The sequence below is a fragment of the Bacillus sp. Je.9.29.b genome, from assembly GCF_051129925.1.
Taxonomy (GTDB): Bacteria; Bacillota; Bacilli; order Bacillales; family Bacillaceae; genus Bacillus; species Bacillus safensis.
Genome location: NZ_JBCPSO010000003.1, coordinates 488,692 through 503,796, shown reverse-complemented (window position 1 = coordinate 503,796; position 15,105 = coordinate 488,692). Strand labels below are relative to the sequence as shown.

The 15,105-nt window shown below is 41.9% G+C and carries 12 protein-coding genes; 2 read left to right on the top strand and 10 right to left on the bottom strand.

The genetic code is table 11. From position 1 onward, the window contains the following. Positions 1–23 precede the first annotated feature (23 nt). The 8 genes from tuaC to AAZR19_RS08675 form a co-directional block, all read right to left on the bottom strand. A complete protein-coding gene (gene tuaC, locus AAZR19_RS08710) occupies positions 24–1,208 on the bottom strand; it encodes a teichuronic acid biosynthesis protein TuaC (protein ID WP_434702874.1) in 1,185 nt (394 codons plus the stop codon). Then, positions 1,205–2,656: a teichuronic acid biosynthesis protein TuaB gene (tuaB, locus tag AAZR19_RS08705; RefSeq protein WP_041108035.1), complete on the bottom strand. Its 1,452-nt coding sequence runs from the start codon at positions 2,654–2,656 to the stop codon at positions 1,205–1,207. The genes tuaC and tuaB overlap by 4 nt, the downstream gene beginning before the upstream one ends. Positions 2,657–2,674: 18 nt before the next feature. Beyond that, the gene (locus AAZR19_RS08700; protein ID WP_434702872.1) at positions 2,675–3,334 is read right to left on the bottom strand and encodes a sugar transferase; all 660 of its coding nucleotides are present in this window, start codon (positions 3,332–3,334) and stop codon (positions 2,675–2,677) included. Between the two features lie 199 nt (positions 3,335–3,533). Continuing rightward, positions 3,534–4,127, bottom strand: a complete 594-nt coding sequence (locus tag AAZR19_RS08695) for a hypothetical protein (RefSeq protein ID WP_434702870.1) — start codon at positions 4,125–4,127, stop codon at positions 3,534–3,536. A gap of 128 nt (positions 4,128–4,255) precedes the next feature. Continuing rightward, a complete protein-coding gene (locus tag AAZR19_RS08690; protein WP_434702868.1) occupies positions 4,256–5,752 on the bottom strand; it encodes an N-acetylmuramoyl-L-alanine amidase in 1,497 nt (498 codons plus the stop codon). A gap of 127 nt (positions 5,753–5,879) precedes the next feature. Beyond that, the gene (locus AAZR19_RS08685; RefSeq protein ID WP_024423639.1) at positions 5,880–7,370 is read right to left on the bottom strand and encodes an N-acetylmuramoyl-L-alanine amidase; all 1,491 of its coding nucleotides are present in this window, start codon (positions 7,368–7,370) and stop codon (positions 5,880–5,882) included. A 23-nt stretch (positions 7,371–7,393) separates the two neighbouring features. Then, positions 7,394–9,502 carry a SpoIID/LytB domain-containing protein gene (locus tag AAZR19_RS08680; protein WP_041108043.1) on the bottom strand — a complete coding sequence of 703 codons (2,109 nt, stop codon included), beginning with the start codon at positions 9,500–9,502 and terminating at the stop codon, positions 7,394–7,396. 24 nt (positions 9,503–9,526) lie between these two features. Next, entirely contained in the window at positions 9,527–9,850 is a 324-nt protein-coding gene (locus AAZR19_RS08675) for a hypothetical protein (protein ID WP_024423640.1), read from the bottom strand. A gap of 182 nt (positions 9,851–10,032) precedes the next feature. Here AAZR19_RS08675 and AAZR19_RS08670 point away from each other — a divergent pair, with 182 nt between their 5' ends. Beyond that, a complete protein-coding gene (locus tag AAZR19_RS08670) occupies positions 10,033–10,953 on the top strand; it encodes a LytR family transcriptional regulator (RefSeq protein WP_041108045.1) in 921 nt (306 codons plus the stop codon). A gap of 33 nt (positions 10,954–10,986) precedes the next feature. Here the strand turns inward: AAZR19_RS08670 and wecB are convergent, their stop codons facing one another. Continuing rightward, a complete protein-coding gene (gene wecB, locus AAZR19_RS08665) occupies positions 10,987–12,126 on the bottom strand; it encodes a non-hydrolyzing UDP-N-acetylglucosamine 2-epimerase (RefSeq protein WP_041108047.1) in 1,140 nt (379 codons plus the stop codon). Between the two features lie 269 nt (positions 12,127–12,395). Here wecB and galU point away from each other — a divergent pair, with 269 nt between their 5' ends. Continuing rightward, complete coding sequence (gene galU / locus AAZR19_RS08660) at positions 12,396–13,277, top strand: UTP--glucose-1-phosphate uridylyltransferase GalU (RefSeq protein ID WP_008343198.1); 882 nt, start codon at positions 12,396–12,398, stop codon at positions 13,275–13,277. Between the two features lie 225 nt (positions 13,278–13,502). Here the strand turns inward: galU and tagH are convergent, their stop codons facing one another. Next, positions 13,503–15,104, bottom strand: coding sequence for a teichoic acids export ABC transporter ATP-binding subunit TagH (tagH, locus tag AAZR19_RS08655; RefSeq protein ID WP_041108049.1), 1,602 nt, complete (start codon positions 15,102–15,104; stop codon positions 13,503–13,505). Position 15,105 lies beyond the last annotated feature (1 nt).

The window sequence follows — 15,105 nt, the reverse complement described above, 5'->3', positions numbered from 1 at the left end:
ATTCTTTGCACATTTCATCTTGTTTAAACGATGGGTGTTGATTGATTGAGCACCTTCTCATATTGCTGAATGAGATGCTTCGCATTATGTTCTGATGAATATTCTGTATGAACCATTTCATGAAGATCGTTCTTCACTGCTTCATTCCATCTGTTTTCATAAAGGCAGGCGTGAATCGCCTCTTTCAGCTGACGCGTCGAACGTGGTTCAACGAGCAGGTGTTGATAGGTTGAAAATAAGGATGGGAGACCACCAACCCGTGTTGCAATGACAGGTACTTTTAAAGCGAGCGCTTCTAGAACGACGGTTGGCATTCCTTCACTGTAGGAAGGAAGTGCAAACAGATCAGCTGCCATTAAGTAGTCTCTCACCTGCTCATTCGGCACCTGCCCTGGAAGTATAATGGATGCTCCAGCTCGTTCTGTGAGCTCCTTTGCAAGGGGACCTTTTCCAACAAAGACTGCTTTCACTCCATCCATGCTGCTGACAGCATCAGCTAATTCAAGCAAACCCTTCTCTTTCACTAAACGCCCGACAAAAACAACGAGCTTATCTTGAAGCGGTAAACCTAAGTGCTTTCTGATGCCTTCTTGACCTTCTTCCGTTCTGGAAAATGATTCGAGCGGAATACCAAGCGGAAGACATTTTGCTTCTACCTTCGTCATCTCATTTGTCTTTTTAGCCAGCTCCTCACTCACTGTCAGAACAGCAGATGCCTGCCTCACCGCCATTTCAAAGGCTGCCTGTGCCCCTTTGCTATAGCTCGGATATACGTTCACATCACTGCCGTGCAAGGTCAGAAGATAAGGGATTTTCGTTTCTTTCTGAATAACAGCCGCCGCTCCGCCAGACGGCATGGCAAAGTGCGCATGGATAAAATCTGGTGACAGCTGATGACGCTGCATTGCTCTGAGAACGGAAGCCGCTATTCGTTTACTCGGCTGCGCCCATTTCAGCTGTCCAGGGAGCGCTGGATAAGGCGGTCTGTAAACCGACACTCCGCTTCTCACTTCCTGTTCAGGCAGATCCCTTTTCTGCCGATAGGATGCCTTGAGCATCCGTAAAACCGGCGGATTCACTGGATTAGGACAAATGACAGTCACTTCTATCCCTTGTTTGAGCAGCTCCTGTACTTGCGTTTCATGAAATACGCCCTCACTCGGATGTTTTTCACTAGGATATACACTTGTCAGCCATAGTACCTTCATGACGAACGACCTCTTCTCAATAATTTGCCTGCAGCCTGCGGATACATTTTGATGAGCAGCAAGCCATACAATGCAGCACTGACACAAACAGTCAGTAGTAATTGAAGTGAAATATCTGCTGTCGTCAGCTTCATCCCTTGATGTAAAGCTACCGCACAGACAGCCATGAGCAGCGTCATGACAGCAGGCTTTCCAAGTGATTTTAAATACACCTTCATATCAAGCTGAATGACATATGCCATGAGCCATCTGCCGACAATAAAGTTGAGCAGGCTGACACCTGAGTAGATCCAAGCTACTGTGAGCAGACTGCCTGTAGTGACACCTGCATATAATGCGCAGCCATACACGATAAGCATCCCCGTATCCCAATAAAAGGCTAAGTCCGCTCTCCCTTTTGCAAGAAGTATTGAACCGTTTGGATTCATCAGCACACGCAGCAGGCCGACAATGCACAATATATTTAAAACCGGAACCGCTACTAGCCATTTCTCTCCAAACACGACTTCTATAAAGCTGTCTGATACGGCAGCAAGGCCGATTAATAATGGAAAACTAACCAATGCGAGCATATTCGTCATACTTAGGAAGCCCTCTCGCAGCATGGAGTGATCCCGCTGACTTTTTGCGAAAACTGGGAAAGCCACTCTCGTCACAATCGGATTTATCTTCAGCACGGGTATTGTCACAATTTGATACGCCAAGCTGTAAATACCTAACGCTTCCGCTCCAAGAAACCGGCCGATTAAAATCATGTCGATGTTCGATCCTGCTCGGTTGACCAGTCTGGATGCGAGCTGGAATGCACCGAAGGAGAAAAATTCCTTCACTTCTCCTAATGCAAAAACAGGTGCTGGACGCCACTTCTTCCAATAAGCTGCTGCATACATGAGACCTTTTCCTGATTGCAGCAGCACTTGAGAAATGACATAGGCGACAATCGGATTCATGAAGAAGGCGAAAACGAGTAAAACGAGCAGCGATATGATGGCCGCAATGGCTTCAATGGTGCTTAATGTTTTAAAAGCTAAGTCTTTTTGCATCATATACTGGTACTGCTGGCCAATCGGTGCGATCAGAAACATGATCGATAATAGCTTGAGCAGACCCTCTAGCTCTGGCCGGTTATAAAAAGCGGCTATCATTGGGCTTAGCAGGATAAGCAGACAAAACAAGATAATCCCCGTTAGCAAGTTGATCCAATATAATGTAGATAATTGACGTTCTGTCGTTTGTTCCTTTTGAATGATCGCTGCCCCAATTCCTAGATCAAGCAAAATCTGCGTAAATATTGTGACAGTTGTGATCATGCCAACGAGTCCAAACTCCTTGAGTGACATCACGTTCCCTAAAAAGGCGAACTGTGCAATTTGGATGATGGTGATGATCAATGCGGACAAGCTTGTCCATTTTGCCCCGCCTAGCATGCGTTTTTTCATACTTGCCATTTCTCTTCCCTACTTTACTTATCTGGCTCCGTCACCAGTCATGATGACTTTTAACGTTTTTACCATAATCTTCGTGTCGAGAGAAAATGTCAAGTTTTGAATATACTGTAAGTCGTGTGTTAATTTTTCACTTGGACTCATTTCATATCCGCCATTTACTTGAGCAAGACCTGTCAGCCCCGGCTTTACCGCCAACCTTTTTGTGAAGCCTGGAATCGTCCGATTAAATTCTGCGGTAAACATCGGTCTTTCTGGACGAGGACCTACGATACTCATTTCTCCTTTTAACACGTTGATAAATTGCGGAAGTTCATCAATTCTTGTTTTACGGATGAATGCCCCCACTTTGGTGATACGCGGGTCATTTTTTTGCGCCCATTTCGCTCCTCCGCTTTCTGCGTCAATTCTCATCGATCTGAGCTTCCATAATTTAAAGTAAACACCGTCTTTCCCAACCCTTTCCTGCATATAAAAGGCTGGCCCTGGTGTTTCCAGCTTAATCAAAAGAGCAAACAGCAAAATGATTGGCGTACTCAACATCAATCCGATGAACGAGAATATTAAATCTATGAAACGTTTTGCAAATAAATAACGAACCATATGTTCTGTTAAGGCAAAAGAGTGATTTCGTCTCACTTCATATTCTCTGTAAAGATTCATCGCTTTCTCTGCACTCACTGACCTGCACCTCACCATTCAAAGTAGTTGTTGTGTAAAGAGATGTTCTATGAAAGTCAGTTTAGCAGAGCAACATTAAGCAAATGTAAATGCGCTGTTAAGTCTTGTAAAACTGTGTTAAGAATGTGCACTTATATCAAGTTATGCCCTTTTGAACGTAAAAAAGACCCGCAATTCTGCGGGTCTCCGGGTCTTTTCTTTATTTTGCTTTTACAGATTCGATCGTTTTTAATCGAAGTGTTCCGTTTGCATCTTTTGTATAGGTTACTTTTACTTTTGATTCTTCTTTTAAGCTGTTCACTTGTTTAGAAAATGTATTTCCGAATTGAATAGCTACTTCTTTTCCATCAATGTTGACAGCAATTGTATGTCCATCAGCCAAACCGACATATGTGCCTTCTTTGGTGACTTCATTTTTCTTACTAGTCGTTGATTCTTTCTTTGTTTTAGAGTCACCTTTTGAGTCAGCTTTTGATTGGTCTTTAGCAGGTTCTTCTTTTGTAATTTCTTTGCTTGAGCTGTCTTTTGCCTCTTCATCAGATTGACTTGCTGGCTCTTCTGTTTGAGCAGCTGTTTCTTTACTTTGATCGTCTGCTTTTTCATTTGACGATTGATCTTCTGATTTTTTGTCCGCAGCCTTATCTTTGTTTTGATCGGCTGCTTCAGTTGTTTCTTTTTTGCTGTCATCCTTTTTGTTATCGCTTGATTGATTTGTTGTGCCGCACGCTGTGAGCAATACTCCTAGAAGCAATACTAGAAACGGCATTGTGATTAATTTTTTCAAGATCGTCACCTCTTCATGATTTGTCGGTTTGCTGTCGTTTGAAGATTTATGTGTAAACCATTCACCTTCTATGTTTCAATTATAACAAACATAACCAAAAATGAAATGTATTTTTAACTTGACACACCTTTCATGATTCATTTTACGTCAAAGTAGTTGGACACACCCGTTGCAATTCCAGAAGCCAGCCGATCCTTTGCAGCGGTAGATTTTAAAATACTCGCATCGATTGGACTTGTTACAAAGCCGGTTTCTAGCAAAATACTCGGCATTCTAGAATATTTGATGACGTAGAACCCTGCTGTTTTCACTCCGCGATCTTTTGTTCCAAGGGCACTGACCATTCGGGGCTGCACCTGTTGTGCCAGCTTGACACTATGAGCAGCCGCATATGTCGTATCATAATACGTCTCTGTTCCATTCGCACCGCTGTTATCATTTGCGTTGGCGTGGATACTGATAAATATATCAGCACTTGCCTGGGCTCCTTTACTGACACGTGTCTGCAAGGAGTCAAATGTATCAGAAGTTCTCGACATGACAGTAAGCGCACCCGCTTGGTGAAGTCTCGACCGCAGCTTTAATGCTACTTCTAAATTGATGTTCTTTTCAAGCAGCCCATTCCCTATCGCTCCAGCATCCTGCGCACCATGACCTGGATCAATAAAAATTGTTTCGCCTAACACCGCATTTTTCAACTGCGTGATGACATTCGTTTGAACGGTTGATGTTCCGCCTACCACAGAAAAAGCTGACATCTGTTTGGCTCCAATGACTTTTCTGATAGCATCCGGCACCGTTTGAGCATCTGTGAGAAGAAGGGTTTGGCCCTGTTTCGCTGCTATACTTGCCGCAGCGGCTGCATCTGCATAGGCATACCCATAACTCATAAATGTTTGGCTTGTCTTCATTGGATACGTTTTAGCAATTTGGGCAGCCACCTCATACCGATTGGCTCCGCTTATTCTGACTGGTGATGGAAGCTTTTGAAAAACAGTTTTATTGACACTTGCTTCCCCGCCGATCACTATGGTCCGCTTGACTGCTTTGTTTTTTAATAGATTGGCTGTTTCCTTGCGCAATCCTTTCGCATCTGTTAATAAAATGAGATAGCCTTGTTTGGCAGCGTATGGAGCAATCGCGACAGCATCAGCATAAGCAGAACCATTCACGACGACTGCCGCACTAGCACTCTTCATGTGCTTAGCCACATTTGCCGCCAATTCATAGCGGTTCTTTCCTTGAATACGGGAAACGGATAGATTCATTGCTTTTAGCTGCTTCACGATGTTTTCAGAAATACTCGCAGTCCCGCCAAGAATCGTTACCCGCTTCGTTTTCAGCTGCTGCAACCCTGTCTTTACAGCACCTGAAAGGCTGCCAGCATTCGTTAACAGGACTGGGGCCCTTTGCTGATAAGCATAAGGCACAGCACTCAGGGCATCTGCATAAGCATCACCGCCCACAAGAACAACGGTAGGCGCTTCCTGCCAGCCCCTTTTCGCGGCATTTACAGCCACCTCATATCGATTGCTTCCTTCTATCCTCGATACAGTGTGCTGAGCAAAAACGGATGGTGTATATAAACATAGTGAAATAGCAATCAGTAACATACATTTGATATCAAAACGCATGAAGTCAACCTCCTTGGTTTGAACCCTTCACCAAAGATGCTTCATGGACATTTGAAAAAAGGCTGCCGAGTACGTTCTCGAGCAGCCTAAGAGGAGTATCTGAGGCACCCCTCAGGTTTGTGTTTTCTTATCTAAAATAACCTGACACACCGCTTGAAATGCCTGACGCTAATCGATCTTTATACGTAGCAGATTTCAAGATGTTTGAATCAACTGGACTGGAAACAAAACCAGTTTCCAAAAGAACGCTCGGCATCTTAGAATATTTAATGACGTAGAAGCCAGCTGTTTTCACACCACGGTCTCTTGTACCTAGTGCGCTGACCATTTTAGGCTGGATGTTTTGCGCCAGCTTCAGGCTGTTTGCAGCCGCATAGGTTTTGTCATAATACGTTTCTGTTCCATTTGCACTGCTGTTATCATTTGAGTTCGCATGGACACTGATAAAGATATCTGCATTTGCTGACGCACCTTTGCTCACTCGTGTTTGAAGACTATCAAATGTGTCTGATGTTCTTGACATGGTCACAAGTGCACCAGCGTTGTTTAATTTCGTGTTTAAACGCTTTGCTACATCTAAATTCAAATTCTTTTCATATAATCCGTATCCTACAGCTCCTGAATCATGCGCACCATGACCTGGATCAATGAATACTTTTTTCCCAACAGCCGGGTTTTTCAGCTGGTTCACAACAGTTGGTGTCACTGTATTTGTACTGCCTACGACAGTAAATTTGGTGATTTTCTTACTGCTCACTGTTGCTCTCGTTACTTTTGGCAGTGTCTTTTCATTCGTTAGAAGCAATGCTTTGTTTTGCTTCGCTGCAATGCCTGCGGCAGAAGATGAAGTGGCATAACCAAATCCTCTTCCTACATAGGTATTATTGACACTCATATTGTACTTTTTCACAATATTTGCCGCGACATCATAACGAGTCGAGCCTTTGATCCGTGTTGGTGATTTCAATTGATTATAAGCTGCTTTTGTGACGTAATTCTCTCCGCCGACTACAATGGTTTGTTTCACATTGCTTGCTTTTGCAACAGAAGCGATTTCAGAACGAAGTCCCTTTTTATCTGTGTATAGAATTGGGAATCCTTTTTGAGCTGCTACAGGTGCAATCGCAATCCCATGTGCATAGAAAGAACCCTCAACGACAACGACGCCTGCTGGCTTTTTCATTTTTTTCGCGATATTGGCAGATAGCTCATATCGGTTTTTTCCTGAAATACGCTGTGTGGAGATGCCCATTTTCTTCACTTGGTTGACCACGTTGTTTGACACACTTGATGTGCTGCCTAAAACGATCACCGTCTTTGTTTTTAATGAAGTTAAGGCTTTCTTTGTATCACCCGAAAGGCTTTTACTGTTTGTGTAAAGAACTGGTCCATTTTTTTGGTATGCAAGTGGAATTCCTGCTGTTGCATCTGCATACGCAGTTTTCCCTACTAAAACGACTGTACTTGCAGTTCCCCATCCTTTTTTCGCTACGTTTGCCGCTACAGCATATCTGCTCCCGCCATCAATTCTTGAGACTGAATTGTCTGCCAATGCTGTTGGAACGATAACGAAAATGGCGATGAGGCTGAGGATGGCTGTTTTCATCATTGAGCGCATCTTCTATGTCCTCCTTTTACCCTTTAATAGTTTGTTAGTTTTGTACCTGGATAGTAGAACGAGAGTATGGAAGAATATGAGTTTCCAGATTCAGCTCTCGCTTTGGCTCCGTATTGGCTCATACCAATGCCGTGACCATATCCTTTTCCTGAAATCGTGAAGTCATTTGTATTGTTTTTGACTGACGCAAACGTGCTTTTCACCTTTGTTGCGCCCATGACTGATCGAAACTCGGTCATCTTCATACTTGCCGTTGTGCTTTTGTTTACCGAATATGTGCCTGTTTTGTTTTTCAGATGGTATGTCAGTTTGATCGATACCGTCTTCGCACGCTGACCTTTTGTTTTCCCTGAGAACGTCAGGCTTGAGATCGATGCGATTTTCATATCAGATGCAGCAGTTTCTTTGTTTTTGAGCAGCCATGATTTCAGGCCAGCAAGGTCAGCTGCATTTGTCTCTTTTGCTTTAGACCACTGAGATGCTGCTGTGCTAGCAGTCAATGTCGTGCCCAGTTGTTTCTTAGAGAGTTTCAGTGTCCATGGATTGACTGGATCTTTTGGATCCTTTTTGGCCACTAAGTATGGCAGTGCATTTCCCCACACTTCTTCACTTGCCTCTGTATAACCGCCATTGCTAGAGTAATAGGTTGCTGAAATGAGCTGATTGTTATATTTCAGAACCTTTCCTTTTGTGGCATCGACAGCTTTTGTCGAATTTGTGTACCAGTTATATCCTCCATATACTTGGAAGGCTGTTGTATCAGGGACGACTTTTCCAATACTTTTCACCGAATACGTTCTAGCTGCAACCGCCTGTGCTTTTAACGCTTCAACATTCCAGCTTGCAGGCATTTCATTTGGCACTACACCTTTTAAATAGTCTTCAAATGGAATATTTTCGAGAGTCGGCCTGATATACCCTGATTCAATTGCAAAGTTTACGCTGCCTAAATACGGCTTTCCTGCAATTTGAAGGACATTTTTTGTTGAATATTTCTCAGGAACAACTCTTACTGTGTTATACGTCTTTATGCCTTTTAATGAAATTTTTCCGTTAGAAATATTCAATTGGTAGTTTTGATTTTTTTTCAGATAGACTTGTTTGGCTAATGAATTTTTCAAGCTATCTTTAATTGCACTTGTGCTGCCAGCAAGATGATAAGCATATGTACCTTTTTCCTTCAGCAGTGCTTTTAAAGACGCTGTGACAGAATCGGGTTTCACATACACCACAGTACTGTTAGATTTTGCAGCCAATTGCGACAGCGGCATCGCATAAATATAGCTAGAGGCTTTTGCCAAATAAACTTTATCTGCATTAATATTTAATTTCTTTATAATATTCACAGATAATTCATAGCGATTGGCCCCGCTGATTCTTGTCACCTGTGAGGTTTTTTTGATTTGATTTTCAACTTTTTGTCCAGTACTTTTCGTACTGCCGATGATGATCACTTTACTTGGCATTCTATAAGACGGAATGGAATCTTTTTTTGTTAACAGGATAGGGTATCCCTTTCTCGATGCGTAGGATGCAATGGCAATCCCATTCATAAATGAGTTCCCGCCGACAACGACAGCTTGCTTATAGTTACCCATTTCTTTAGCGATTTTTTGGGAGATTTCAAACTTATCTTTTCCACTAATACGTCTGACTTTGCCATACTTTTTAATAGACTTCTCAGCAGCTGTTGAAATGCTTTTCGTATTTCCGACAATCAGAATGTTATCCGGCTTCATTTTCTTCAGCTGGTTTTCTGTTGTTTTCGTCAGTTTTTCAATATTCGTATACAAAATAGGTGCGCCCAGTTTGTATGCTAACGGTGATACAGAAATTGCATGATCAAATGCATCACGACTGACAATGACAACAGTTGATGGATTTTTCCAGCCAGCAGATGCGATGCTGTTGGCTACTTCGTATCTATTTTTGCCGTCATATCTTTTTGTCACAGCAACATTTGATCCTGATAGCTTGTATTCCCCAGTTGTTGAGATATCCATACTTGTTTTGTTTCCGATATAGTTAGACAATTTCACTGAAATTGCCGAGCTTGCCATGGCAGACTGAAAGGGTGCAACTAGTAGAGTCAGTATCATGAGAACGATTAGTGTAACGCCTGTTTTCTTCAATTTTGTTCATCCCGCCCATCTTTTTTACTTCTGTTTTTCAATCTTCTGGATTTCCTTTTGACCACTGTCATTAATAAAGTAAGAGATTTCTACTGTGTCTCCTGGTTTAAATTCATTTAACACATCTTTAAAATTATCCGTAAATTCATAGCTTAGGGTCGTATTCACTTTTTTCACTTCGACTGTATGTGCATCAGCCATTCCAATAAATTCAGCTTTCTCTTCCAGTACCTGAGGAGTTGAACTGCTTGTCTTGTTTTCTCCTGAGGACTGCTCGGCCGTTCCACATGCTGTGAGCACGATACCTAGTAGCAGTATTAAGAACGGTAAAACGACGATTTTCTTCATTTTTTTCACCTCATGTCTTTGTATCGTCTTATAAGTTATTATTTTAAGGTAAATTTAAGGTTTTTTGAAACCTTTTTTTTGTTACAACGTCTATATCTAGGTTCAGAGTAAAAAAATAACTTGTTTATCAAGATTCGTAAACCTATAATCATGGAAGAATCATAGAAAAGGTGAGGGACATTATGAGAGCTGAAAGAAAAAGAAAGAAGAAAAAGGTTCTTTGGATTGTTTTATCGATTATTGGCTTATTCGTATTAGCAACTGGCGGATACGCATATCATCTTTGGAACACAGCAGCATCGACTGTCGCAGGCATTCAGGAGAATTTAAAGAAGTCAGATAAGCGTGACAAAGATGTCGATTTAAGTAAGAAAGACCCGATTTCTATTTTAGTCATGGGTGTCGATGAACGAAAAAATGACCGAGGCCGTGCAGATACATTAATATACATGACTGTAAATCCGAAAACGAAAACGACCGAGATGGTGAGCATCCCGCGTGATACGTATACGAAGATTGTCGGAAAAGGCACAATGGATAAAATCAACCACTCCTATGCATTCGGCGGTACACAAATGGCAGCAGATACTGTAGAGGAACTGCTTGATGTACCTGTTGATTACTTTGTCAAAGTGAACATGGAAAGCTTCAAGGATATTGTTGATACACTTGGCGGTATTACAGTAAATAGCACGTTTGCATTTAGTTATGACGGCCATTCATTTGGTACAGGAGAAATTAACCTGAATGGGGATCAAGCCCTTGCCTACACAAGAATGAGAAAGCAAGATCCAAAGGGTGACTTCGGACGTCAGCAAAGACAGCGCCAGGTCATTGAAGGCATCATTGCAAAAGGTGCCAACATTTCATCTATTACGAAATTCGGCGATATGTTCAAAGTCGTGGAAAATAATATGAAGACAAACATGTCATTTGACGATATGTGGACGATGATGAATGATTATCGTGATGCAAGACAGCATGTGGAGCAGCACGAGCTGAAAGGATCAGGCACACGTATCAATAACATTTATTACTATCAGCTTGATGACAGCAGCCTTGCGAATGTGAAAAAGGAATTGAAGGAAAGTTTGGAGCAGTAAAAAAGAAGACTACAGAAATGTAGTCTTCTTTTTTTATGATTGAAATGGAACTGGTTTTTCTTCACTTAATCCAAAACGATGGAGAAGCTCTTCGACAATTCTTTTTGACGCTTGTCCATCACCATATGGATTAGACGCCTTCGACATGTTGTCGTACTCTTTCTGATCGACTAACAGCTGTTTTGCCATGTTGTAAATGGTCTCTTCATCTGTACCCGCGAGCTTAAGCGTGCCAGCTTTCACACCTTCAGGGCGTTCTGTTGTATCGCGCAGAACTAATACTGGCTTCCCAAGAGAAGGCGCCTCCTCTTGGACACCGCCAGAATCCGTTAATATAAAGTGTGAGGCAGCAGCGAAGTTATGGAAATCAACGACTTCAAGAGGCTCAATTAAGTGCACACGATCAAGATCACTGAATTCTGTTTGAGCCGCATCACGAACAGCAGGGTTTAAATGTACAGGATATACAACCTGAACATCTTCAAACTCTTCTACAATACGTCTAATCGCTCTAAACATGTTTTTCATCGGCTGGCCGAGATTTTCTCTGCGATGAGCCGTTAACAAGATCATTTTATCTGTGCCTATTTTCTTTAAAATAGGGTGTTGATACTGCTCTGTAACCGTTGTTTGCAACGCATCAATCGCAGTATTCCCCGTCACACAAATCGTCTCTTCTTTTTTATTTTCAATTAAAAGATTCTGCTTTGCCTCATTTGTAGGAGCAAAATGAATATCAGCAATAGTGCCTGTCATTTGTCGGTTCAATTCTTCAGGGAACGGCGAGTATTTATTGTGTGTTCTTAAACCCGCTTCAACGTGACCGACTGAAATTTGGTGGTAGAATGCGGCCAAGCTTCCTGCAAAGGTTGTTGTTGTATCTCCATGAACAAGGACAATATCAGGCTTTTCCTCTTGAAATAGTTGATCTAGTTTCAATAGTGCATTTGATGTGATTTCAGATAATGTCTGGCGTTGCTTCATGATGTTTAAATCATGATCAGGCGTAATAGAAAAAGCCTCAAGGACTTGATCAAGCATTTCTCTATGCTGAGCTGTTACAGTAACAATCGAATTTATCTGTGGATGTTTATTCAGTTCAAGGACAAGTGGTGCCATTTTAATTGCTTCAGGTCTAGTACCGAAAATAGTCATTACATTTAGTTTTTTCACTTGTTTATGCCTCTTTCCTAGTATAGTACTTTCAATTATACACAATTGGGAGGATAAAATTAATGATATAAAAAAAGAAATTTACATTGAATTAACGTTAAATTTCTCTTTCCTTTACATTTAACATATAAAATATGAATTATCTAAAAGTCATTTTAGTGAAATCATTTGTCTTTCCTATGATTTGTAAGTTACACTTTAAACAGACGACCAAGAACAAACATTGAAATATGAAATCGGTTATCTATGTAAGGAAGGTGCAAAGTTCATTGAAAAAAGTACGTAAAGCCATAATACCAGCTGCAGGTCTTGGGACACGTTTCCTCCCTGCAACAAAAGCAATGCCTAAAGAAATGCTCCCAATCGTTGATAAACCAACCATTCAATATATTATTGAAGAAGCTGTTGAATCAGGAATCGAAGACATTATTATTGTCACTGGAAAAGGAAAAAGAGCCATTGAGGATCATTTTGATTTTGCACCAGAGTTAGAGCGCAACCTTGAGGAAAAAGGAAAGAGCGAGCTTTTAGAAAAAGTAAGAAAGTCCTCTAACATTGCTGACATTCATTACATACGTCAAAAAGAGCCTAAAGGACTCGGACACGCCGTTTGGTGCGCACGCAACTTTATCGGTGATGAGCCTTTTGCTGTTTTATTAGGTGATGACATTGTTCAAGCCGAAACGCCTGGGCTTCGCCAGCTGATGGACGAATACGAAAAAACTCTTTCATCTGTCATCGGTGTTCAGCAAGTAGCAGACAGCGATACGCATCGCTACGGGATCATTGATCCTCTTACACAAGAAGGACGCCGCTACCAAGTCAAAAACTTTGTTGAAAAGCCGCCGCAAGGAACAGCACCATCGAACCTAGCCATCTTAGGGCGCTATATTTTCACGCCAGAGATCTTTATGTACCTCGATCAGCAAGAGATTGGTGCAGGCGGAGAAATTCAACTGACAGATGCCATTCAAAAGCTGAATGACATCCAGCGCGTCTTCGCCTATGATTTCGAAGGAAAACGATATGATGTCGGCGAGAAGCAAGGCTTCATTGAAACGACGCTCGAGTTTGCTCTTCAGGATGAAGAATTGAAAAAGAAACTCATTCCATTTATGAAACAGCTTCTCGAAAAAGAAGAAGTGAACTAAAAAAGCTGCCATCATCGGCAGCTTTCAGATTGTTGACAAAGGGCTAAAATGATCTTTATTTTAGCCCTTTGTCTTCTTTTCAGCGTGATAGAAAACCTTTGCAGTCTAGGAAGGGCGAGTACCGGAGCGGAGCGAATTGGACATTCGTGAGCACCGGAGCGCAGACCTGACACCGAATGCGAGGGTTTGTCTACACGCTGAAAGCTGCCATCATCGGCAGCTTTTTTATTTAATGACTGAAATAGTCAGTGTATGCTGTTCATTATCAATGACAAACAGGTTGTTTTCGCCCTTCACTGCGAATTTTGTTCGTTTCTCATTCATCCAGACATTTTGTTCTGTAAGCCCAAGTGTGGAAGGAGAGATTGGCATAATGTCGCGAAACACAATCGTGTTTGCCTGACCATTTTGAATGACATAGTCGGTTTTCTCTGTGGTCAATCGTTCAATCGCATCTCCTTGATCATTTTTCACTGAACTCAGCGTTTGCATTCTCTGTTTCAGCACAGATTCTTCTTTTCCAAGGAAAGAAAGTAAATACTCATACGAACCTGCCGATGCAGGCGATACAGAGGAATTAAACTGTCCTGGTCCAATGGATAATGACTTTAAATCCTCTGCATTTTGAAGCGCATTGGGTTTGACAAAATACGTTTCTGACGCTGTTTTAATTTGAACGGTTTGTTTATTTTCAGCCACAGCCTGTACTTCTTGTCCAAATGGCAAAGTGACATCGGCCTTTTTTTTCATGGCTTGGTCTTTGTAAACCGTAAGTGGATCTGCCGTGACTATCAGCTGTTGATCCACCTTTTTCATATCAGGCGCTCCTTTGGTCTGCGGGTTCTTCGACTGAGGCGCTTCTGTCTTATCTGATGGGATTGCACCAAATGTCGCCAATGTACGAAGCGGGCGATCTGAAAACATCGATAAGGCTAGCAATAGCGTTAAGACCGCTAAAACTGTCACTTGAAATGCGGGGCCAAACAATGAACGCCGTTTGCCGTTCTCTTGATAACGAGACACCTTTTCTGTCTTCTGTACGCCTTTGCGGCCTTCTTTATGTTTCAATTGATATTCTTTTTTCTCTTTCTTGGAAAGCTTGTTAAACCAGTCAACAAACTCCTTATATTCCTTCACGACCTTTTTCGTATCATCAAACATACGAAGTTCACCATAATGCATCCAAGCCACCCGATCACAGATTTTTTGGATTTGGCTAATGGAGTGACTGACAAAAAAGATCGTCTTTCCTTGTTCCTTGAATTCTGTAATGCGGTCCACACATTTTTGATAGAAGGTTTGGTCTCCAACAGACAGTGCTTCATCAATAATCAGGATATCTGGATCGATATGCGCTGAAATAGCAAAGCCAAGACGTGATTTCATTCCACTTGAATAGCTCTTAACCGGCTGGTCAATAAAGTCGCCAATATCCGCAAACTCTACGATTTTTTCATAAAGCTCGTCTATCTCTTTATTCGTCAGTCCCATCATTAAGCACTTTAAACGAATGTTGTCTTTTCCGCTTAACTGGTTGTTCAGCCCTGCTGCAATGGCAATTAACGATGGCTGGCCGTCCATATCAATTTCACCACTTGTCGGTGGAATGATTTTCGCTAGAAGGTTCGACATAGTCGATTTTCCAGATCCATTGATCCCTACAAAACCAATCGTCTCGCCTTCATATACATCAAAGGACACATCACGGACAGCAAAAAAACCTTTTTCATTTTTATTAGGAAAAAACAGCCCTTTGATCTTATCTGACTGCTTTTTATATAGGACGTATTGCTTGGATACGTTTCGAAACGAAACCTTTAGTTTCATC

What these genes read in the sequence shown, in the direction of transcription:
- tuaC (WP_434702874.1), bottom strand. Translation starts at nt 1,208, where the DNA reads ATGAAGGTACTATGGCTGACAAGTGTATATCCTAGTGAAAAACATCCG.
- tuaB (WP_041108035.1), bottom strand. Translation starts at nt 2,656, where the DNA reads ATGGCAAGTATGAAAAAACGCATGCTAGGCGGGGCAAAATGGACAAGC.
- AAZR19_RS08690 (WP_434702868.1), bottom strand. Translation starts at nt 5,752, where the DNA reads ATGCGTTTTGATATCAAATGTATGTTACTGATTGCTATTTCACTATGT.
- AAZR19_RS08685 (WP_024423639.1), bottom strand. Translation starts at nt 7,370, where the DNA reads ATGCGCTCAATGATGAAAACAGCCATCCTCAGCCTCATCGCCATTTTC.
- AAZR19_RS08675 (WP_024423640.1), bottom strand. Translation starts at nt 9,850, where the DNA reads ATGAAGAAAATCGTCGTTTTACCGTTCTTAATACTGCTACTAGGTATC.
- AAZR19_RS08670 (WP_041108045.1), top strand. Translation starts at nt 10,033, where the DNA reads ATGAGAGCTGAAAGAAAAAGAAAGAAGAAAAAGGTTCTTTGGATTGTT.
- tagH (WP_041108049.1), bottom strand. Translation starts at nt 15,104, where the DNA reads ATGAAACTAAAGGTTTCGTTTCGAAACGTATCCAAGCAATACGTCCTA.